Source organism: Acinetobacter sp. WCHA29 (genome assembly GCF_002165335.1).
GTDB lineage: Bacteria > Pseudomonadota > Gammaproteobacteria > Pseudomonadales > Moraxellaceae > Acinetobacter.
This window is the reverse complement of record NZ_NHRQ01000030.1, coordinates 21,421-28,695: the sequence shown is the minus strand read 5'-3', so window position 1 is coordinate 28,695 and position 7,275 is coordinate 21,421. Positions and strand designations below refer to the sequence as shown.

Below are 7,275 nucleotides of genomic sequence, written 5' to 3'. Positions count from 1 at the left end.
TGCTGGCATATACAATTTAGATTGGGTGAAAGATAAACAATTAAATTGATTGAAAAATGATTTATGAAGGAAGTCTAATATCTAAGATAATTTTTTGTGCTTCCATTAACTCTTTAACTGTAATTGGATAAAAAATTCTAATAAGCTCATAAAGAAGAAAAATATGATGAGAAGAGTTATTCTTATTAAATAAAACTGTTTTACTTCTAGGTAGCATTTCAATCAAATCTTCAGTAATAGTTTGAACTATATCTGATGTGTAGTTCTTCATTGTATTACACCAATCAAAAGTTAAAACAGAATCTTCATTGATGGATTTTAAATATTGTAAAGGACCATAATTAATGAAAGATTCGGTTTGGCGATGTTTGGCTGGAACAACTACCATTAGTTTATTCTTAAGGTGCTCATTGTTTACGAACATTCCTAATTCTACGAGTGCTCCCTCACTTTCTAAGAAAATTAATACGTGACTAGAAATTTGAGCGATATCATTTTCAAAATCTAATAAATTTGTATATTTTCCAACTTGAATATAATTATAAAAATCTTCAGCTAAATGAATATTTTCACAAATTATGTTTTTTTTTGAATTTTTAACATGAAAAATATTATCGCAAAAAAATTTACGTAGGCTTTGAAATTTTTTTTGGAAATCATCGCTTTCACTTTTGTATTGATCTACATATTCAAGCTGACCACCGCATACAAAAATAATAGGCTTATCAATGCTGATTTTAAATCTATCAACACCCCAAGTATCAATTTGACTTAATATAAAATATTCGAATGACATAAGAAAATTATTATTAATAAAAGAGAGGTGAGCTTTAACTCACCTCTCAGATCTCTTTACTCAGGATAGCGTTAGATGAATTTCTAAGCTCCTTTAGGTGCGCAGAAATTCATCTAACGCAAGCCTAAATTTCTCACAATAACATTAGTTTAGCGAAACGCTAAACTTTTATAAAACTACCCAAAATAGTTCGTTTTATAAAAAGGCTAAAGAGAATATACCTTTAATATTACATAACCTCAAAGATTTAAGCAATCGAATCATCTAAATTCGGTGCTAACCAACGTTTCGCTACATCCAGTGTCCAGCCTTTACGTTTTGCGTAATCTTCAAGTTGATCTTGCGAGATTTTGCCCACATTAAAGTATTCACTTTGAGGATGCGAATAATAGAAACCACTGACAGAAGATGGCGGCATCATCGCAAAGTGTTCAGTCAACTTCGTACCAATCTTCGCTTCTGAACCTAACCAATCAAACAACACCGCTTTTTCAGAATGCTCTGGGCAAGCAGGGTAACCTGGCGCAGGACGAATACCGACATACTTTTCTTTGATCAGTTCTTCATTACTCAACGTTTCATCCGCTTTATAGCCCCAGAACTCTTTACGGATACGTTCATGTAAATGTTCAGCGAAAGCTTCTGCAAAACGATCCGCTAAAGACTGAACCAAAATTGCTGAATAGTCATCACCTTTGCCTTTATATTCATTTGCCAATTCTTCAGCACCAAAGATCGACACCGTAAAACCACCGAGATAATCTTCAGGTTGTTCAGAAGGCTTAATATAATCTGCCAAAGACAAGTTTGGTTTACCTGTCACTTTGTCTGATTGCTGACGTACGTGCTCAAAGGTATGAGTGCGATTTTGACCTGATTCATCAAATACGCTGACAGTATCTGCACCAGTACGCTGAGCAGGGTATAAGCCAAACACAGCACGGGCATCGAAACGTTTATTTTCAATGATGTCTTTCAGCATCGCTTGCGCTTGATTATAAAGATCAGTCGCTGCTTCACCGACCACTTCATCTTCTAAAATTTTCGGGAATTTACCCGCCAAACTCCAAGAGATAAAGAATGGTGTCCAGTCAAAATATTCAACTAAGGTTTCAAGCGGATAATTCTTAATAACTTGTGTACCCAAAGCATTTGGTTTTGGTGGTACATAGTGATTATCAATTTTAAAACCGTTTTCGACTGATTCTGCATAACTCAATTTTGCAGCTTTCGGTTGCTTATTTGCTAAACGTTCACGAATCTTGGCATATTCAGCACGATGCTCTGCAATAAAGTTACCGCGCATTTCAGGAGAAAGTAGGGTGGTTGCGACACCCACTGCACGTGAAGCATCCGCGACGTAAATTACAGCATCATTTGAATATTGAGGATCAATTTTAACTGCGGTATGTGCTTTTGATGTGGTTGCACCGCCGATCAATAAAGGAATATTAAAACCTTTACGTTGCATTTCTTTGGCAACAAAGACCATTTCATCCAAAGAAGGGGTGATCAAACCTGACAAACCAATGATGTCACATTTCTCATCTATTGCCGTTTGCAGAATTTTTTCTGCAGGTACCATCACGCCAAGGTCAACGATGTCATAACCATTACAACCCAAGACAACACCCACAATATTTTTACCAATATCGTGTACGTCACCTTTTACCGTTGCCATCAGGACCTTACCTTTAGATTGTCCTTCTGACTTCTCAGCTTCAATGTACGGATTCAGCCATGCTACAGCTTGTTTCATGACGCGTGCAGATTTAACAACTTGAGGAAGGAACATTTTTCCTGAACCAAACAAGTCACCGACCACGTTCATGCCGTCCATTAATGGGCCTTCGATCACATCAAGCGGACGTTTTGATTTTAAACGTGCTTCTTCAGTATCTTGGTCGATATACGTGGTAATACCTTTAACCAAAGCATATTCGAGACGTTTTTCGACAGACTCATTACGCCATTCAAGATTTTCAGCTTCTTTGGTAGCACCCGCTTGACCACGATATTTTTCAGCAACTTCTAGGAGTTTTTCAGTTGCAGCTTGACCTGTCTCACCTTGATTTTGGTTAAGTACAACATCCTCAACAGCATCTTTCAGCTCTTTATTGATATCGTCATAAATCGCCATCTGACCAGCGTTTACGATACCCATAGTCATGCCTTGTTTGATGGCATGATAGAGGAATACTGAGTGAATCGCTTCGCGTACAGGTTCATTACCACGGAATGAGAACGAAACGTTAGAAACACCGCCAGAAATCATGGCATGTGGTAAGTTTTGTTTGATCCAACCAGTCGCTTCAATAAAGTCTACGGCATAGTTATTGTGTTCTTCTATCCCTGTTGCTACTGCAAACACGTTTGGATCGAAAATAATATCTTCAGCTGGATAGCCAACCTCATTGACTAAAATATCATAAGAGCGTTTACAAATTTCACGTTTACGTTCAGCGGTATCTGCCTGACCAACTTCGTCAAAAGCCATGACAATAACTGCTGCACCGTACTGACGGCAGAGACGAGCTTTTTCGACAAACTCGTCATAACCTTCTTTTAAGGAAATCGAGTTTACAACGGGTTTACCTTGAACACATTTTAGACCTGCTTCAATGATTTCCCATTTCGATGAGTCAATCATGATTGGCACACGAGAAATATCAGGTTCTGAAGCGACAAGATTCAGGAAATGCACCATCGCACCTTGCGAATCGAGCATCCCTTCATCCATGTTGATATCAATGATCTGCGCACCAGCTTCAACTTGTTGCTGAGCGACTTCTAAAGCTTCTGCAAAATTCTCTTCACGGATGAGACGAAGGAACTTTTTTGATCCTGTAACGTTAGTACGTTCACCAACGTTTACAAACAAAGAATCATCATAAATATTAAATGGTTCTAAACCACTTAAACGGCAAGCATGAACAGTCTCAGGAATTTTACGTGGTGGAATATCTTTAACAGCTTGGTAGATCGCACGGATATGATCTGGTGTGGTACCACAGCAACCACCAGTAATATTGATCAAACCACTCTCAGCAAATTCTTTAATAAAGGCTGCGGTTTGTTCTGGGGTTTCATCATACTCACCAAATGCATTCGGTAAACCAGCATTAGGATGGGCTGAAACAAAGGTATCTGCAACGTCAGAAATCGTTTTAACGTGAGGGCGCATTGCATCTGCACCTAATGCACAGTTAAAACCAATTGATAGCAAATCACCATGACGCACTGAGTTCCAGAATGCTTCAGCCGTTTGACCTGTCAATGTACGACCTGAGGCATCTGTGATCGTACCTGAAATCATCAATGGAAGTTCATAACCGATTTGCTTAAAGACTTCTTTGACCGCAAAGATTGCCGCTTTACAGTTCAATGTATCGAAAACTGTTTCGATTAATAGAATGTCAGCACCACCTTCAATTAAGGCGTGTGTTGCTTCGATATAATTTTCTTTTAGTTCATCGAAAGTAATATTACGGAATGCTGGATCATTGACGTTCGGTGAGATCGAACATGTACGTGATGTAGGGCCGAGTACACCTGCCACGAATCGTGGTTTATCTGGGGTAGAGTATTTATCACAAGCCGCTCTCGCGAGACGTGCTGCTTCACGGTTGATCTCTGGTACGAGGTCTTCCATGTGATAGTCCGACATGGAAACACGTGTGCCGTTAAAGCTGTTGGTTTCAATAATGTCTGCGCCAGCATCCAGATAGGCTTCATGGATGCCTTGAATAATGTGTGGTTGTGTGAGTACCAATAAATCATTGTTGCCTTTTAGGTCTGAGGCCCAATCTGCAAAACGTTCACCACGATAATCTTGTTCTTCTAATTTATGGCGTTGAATCATCGTCCCCATCGCACCATCAATAATTAGGATACGTTGGGCAAGAAGTGATTGTAGGGTGGTAAGCGTGGACATTCAGAAACCCCAGTCGATGATGAAGATAAAAAGCAGGGGCATTGTAACAGAAGCGAACAAAAAGCGCGTATTTTCAGCATCAGGATGATGTAATTCATCCAGTCAGGTTGAAAATGTCATAAAAGCTTCATGAAATTGCAATAATTTCGGTGAATAATGCCTAAAAACACAACGTATATTTCGGAATATGACAAATAACTTTCATATTTTGTTGTGTTTGTTGCAAAATCAGACAAACAGGTTTTATTGAATTTATTTTTAATTAAGATATTGTTTTTGTTATATTAAAATAAAAATAATCTTGGTTTGAATCAAAAAAAACATAAAAAAATATAAGAAAAATATGAAAATTTGGCTTCATATGACAGTCCTTTGTCATATAATTGTCATAATTTAATTAAACAATACAGAGGATTTTATTATCCTCTTACCGTCTACATGAATTCTAATCTTCCTCCTGTTTCGGATTCACCGCTTGCCAGTTCTACGGCAAAATCGACGAATGTACATGTTCCTACACCGAAATTTTTTATGCCGGTGTTTTTAACAATTATTATTGCAACACTTATTTATATTGGTTTTCAGGTGAGTGCTGACTTAGCGCATGTACCACCTTTGAGTTTATATTCAGTTATTCTTCTATCCACGGCATTATTCATTGCTTTAGGCTTTGAATTTGTTAATGGCTTCCACGATACAGCCAATGCGGTTGCCACCGTGATTTATACCAATGCCTTACCTGCACCTGTTGCAGTGATGTGGGCTGGTTTCTGTAACTTCCTTGGGGTTATGGTCGCGAGTGGTGCTGTTGCTTACGGAATTATTGCATTACTTCCAGTTGAAATGATCATGAATGTCGGCAGTGGTGCTGGCTTTGCTATGGTTTTTGCACTGTTGATTGCAGCGATTCTGTGGAACTTAGGAACTTGGTTCTTAGGTATTCCTGCATCAAGTTCTCATACTTTGATCGGTTCGATCTTGGGTGTGGGGATCATGAATCACTTGTTAAATGCATCAACTGGCGCAACCAGCGGCATTGATATGGATCAAGTCATCAAAGTAGGAAAGGCATTGTTATTTTCACCTTTGATCGGTTTTGCATTTGCAGCAATTGTATTCTTACTGGTTAAAACAATCTTTAAGCGCCAATTGGAATTGTTCCAACCTCCTGTTGGTAACAAACCACCACCACCACTTATTCGTGCGATTTTAATCTTTACCTGTACGGGTGTAAGTTTTGCACATGGTTCTAATGATGGTCAAAAGGGCATGGGCTTAATCATGTTGATTTTGATTGGTTTGGTTCCTTTGGCTTATTCATTGAATAAAAACTTAGATGCTCAACATCTACAATCATTCGAACAGCTTTCGGCTCAAACAGCGACAGTATTGAATGTCAATCAGAATGAATTATCTGATGAGAAAGCGCGTGCTGTACTCACTAAATATATTCAAACCAAAGAGCAAACCCCAGAAGTTGTTCCTGCTCTTGCAAGCATGACCTCTCATTTGGGTGATCGTGTAGCGACTTATGGCAACTTAAAGGATATTCCTGAAGCTGCTGTAAGCGAAATCCGTAATGATATGTATTTAAGTACCACAACTTTCAAGCGATTAGATAAAGCTGAAGCTTTACCAGCGATGGATAAAGACCAAGCCAAAGTGGTAAAAGAATACCGTAGTAATCTTGATTCATTCCTACAATACATTCCAAATTGGGTTAAAGTTGCGGTGGCACTTGCGCTTGGCTTAGGTACGATGGTGGGGTGGAAGCGTATTGTTGTGACTGTAGGCGAGCGTATTGGTAAGAACCATATGACTTATGGTCAAGGGATGTCTGCTGAACTTGTTGCAATGACAACGATTGCTGCTGCTGATGGTTTAGGTATGCCAGTTTCAACAACTCACGTTCTAAACAGTGCTGTTGCAGGGACAATGGTTGCCAACAAGTCTGGGCTGAACTTCGCGACAGTGAAAACAATCCTTTCTGCATGGATATTTACCTTGCCAGCAACGATTTGTTTATCTGGTGGTTTATACTGGTTATTCTTACAGTTTGTATAATGATTTGATTTACTTTAAAGCCAAATCATTTAAAAGCTTTGCCTCGGCAAAGCTTTTTTTATGGGTCATAAGATAGCGATAGATAAGGACAAAAACCTAGGCTCTAACTCAAGTAAATCTGTTCTAATTTGAATGCCTGAATGCCTGAATGCCTGAATGCCTGAATGCCTGAATGCCTGAATGCCTGAATGCCTGAATGCCTGAAGTAATGATTGTTCCTAAATAAGCGAAGAAGATCTACGTGAACCTATTACAAAAAGTTTTATTCCCCAAACGAGGAATATTTTTATTCTTGATTATCCGCTAAGATAACTGAGATATACAGTTTACTTAACTGCCTGTTTAGATCTATTTAAAAATATAGGCAATCTAAATTAGGGTTTACACTCCGCCATTCTCCAAAATAGAGAGTGGCTTTTTTTATTTCTATCTCTAAATATCGAAAAAAAAAGAGCTGTCGAAACAGCTCTTTACATGTATT

Annotated in this window: 3 protein-coding genes; 1 reads left to right on the top strand and 2 read right to left on the bottom strand. The window is 38.5% G+C overall.

The genetic code is table 11. The features are described from left to right. Positions 1–61 precede the first annotated feature (61 nt). Complete coding sequence (locus CDG59_RS13920; protein WP_087545845.1) at positions 62–796, bottom strand: retron St85 family effector protein; 735 nt, start codon at positions 794–796, stop codon at positions 62–64. 247 nt (positions 797–1,043) lie between these two features. Further along, positions 1,044–4,730, bottom strand: a complete 3,687-nt coding sequence (metH, locus tag CDG59_RS13915; protein WP_087545843.1) for a methionine synthase — start codon at positions 4,728–4,730, stop codon at positions 1,044–1,046. Positions 4,731–5,168: 438 nt separating this feature from the next. Here metH and CDG59_RS13905 point away from each other — a divergent pair, with 438 nt between their 5' ends. After that, positions 5,169–6,794 (top strand): inorganic phosphate transporter, encoded by a 1,626-nt coding sequence (locus CDG59_RS13905; protein ID WP_087545842.1) that lies wholly within the window; start codon positions 5,169–5,171, stop codon positions 6,792–6,794. Positions 6,795–7,275: the final 481 nt, after the last annotated feature.

What these genes read in the sequence shown, in the direction of transcription:
- metH (WP_087545843.1), bottom strand. Translation starts at nt 4,730, where the DNA reads ATGTCCACGCTTACCACCCTACAATCACTTCTTGCCCAACGTATCCTA.
- CDG59_RS13920 (WP_087545845.1), bottom strand. Translation starts at nt 796, where the DNA reads ATGTCATTCGAATATTTTATATTAAGTCAAATTGATACTTGGGGTGTT.
- CDG59_RS13905 (WP_087545842.1), top strand. Translation starts at nt 5,169, where the DNA reads ATGAATTCTAATCTTCCTCCTGTTTCGGATTCACCGCTTGCCAGTTCT.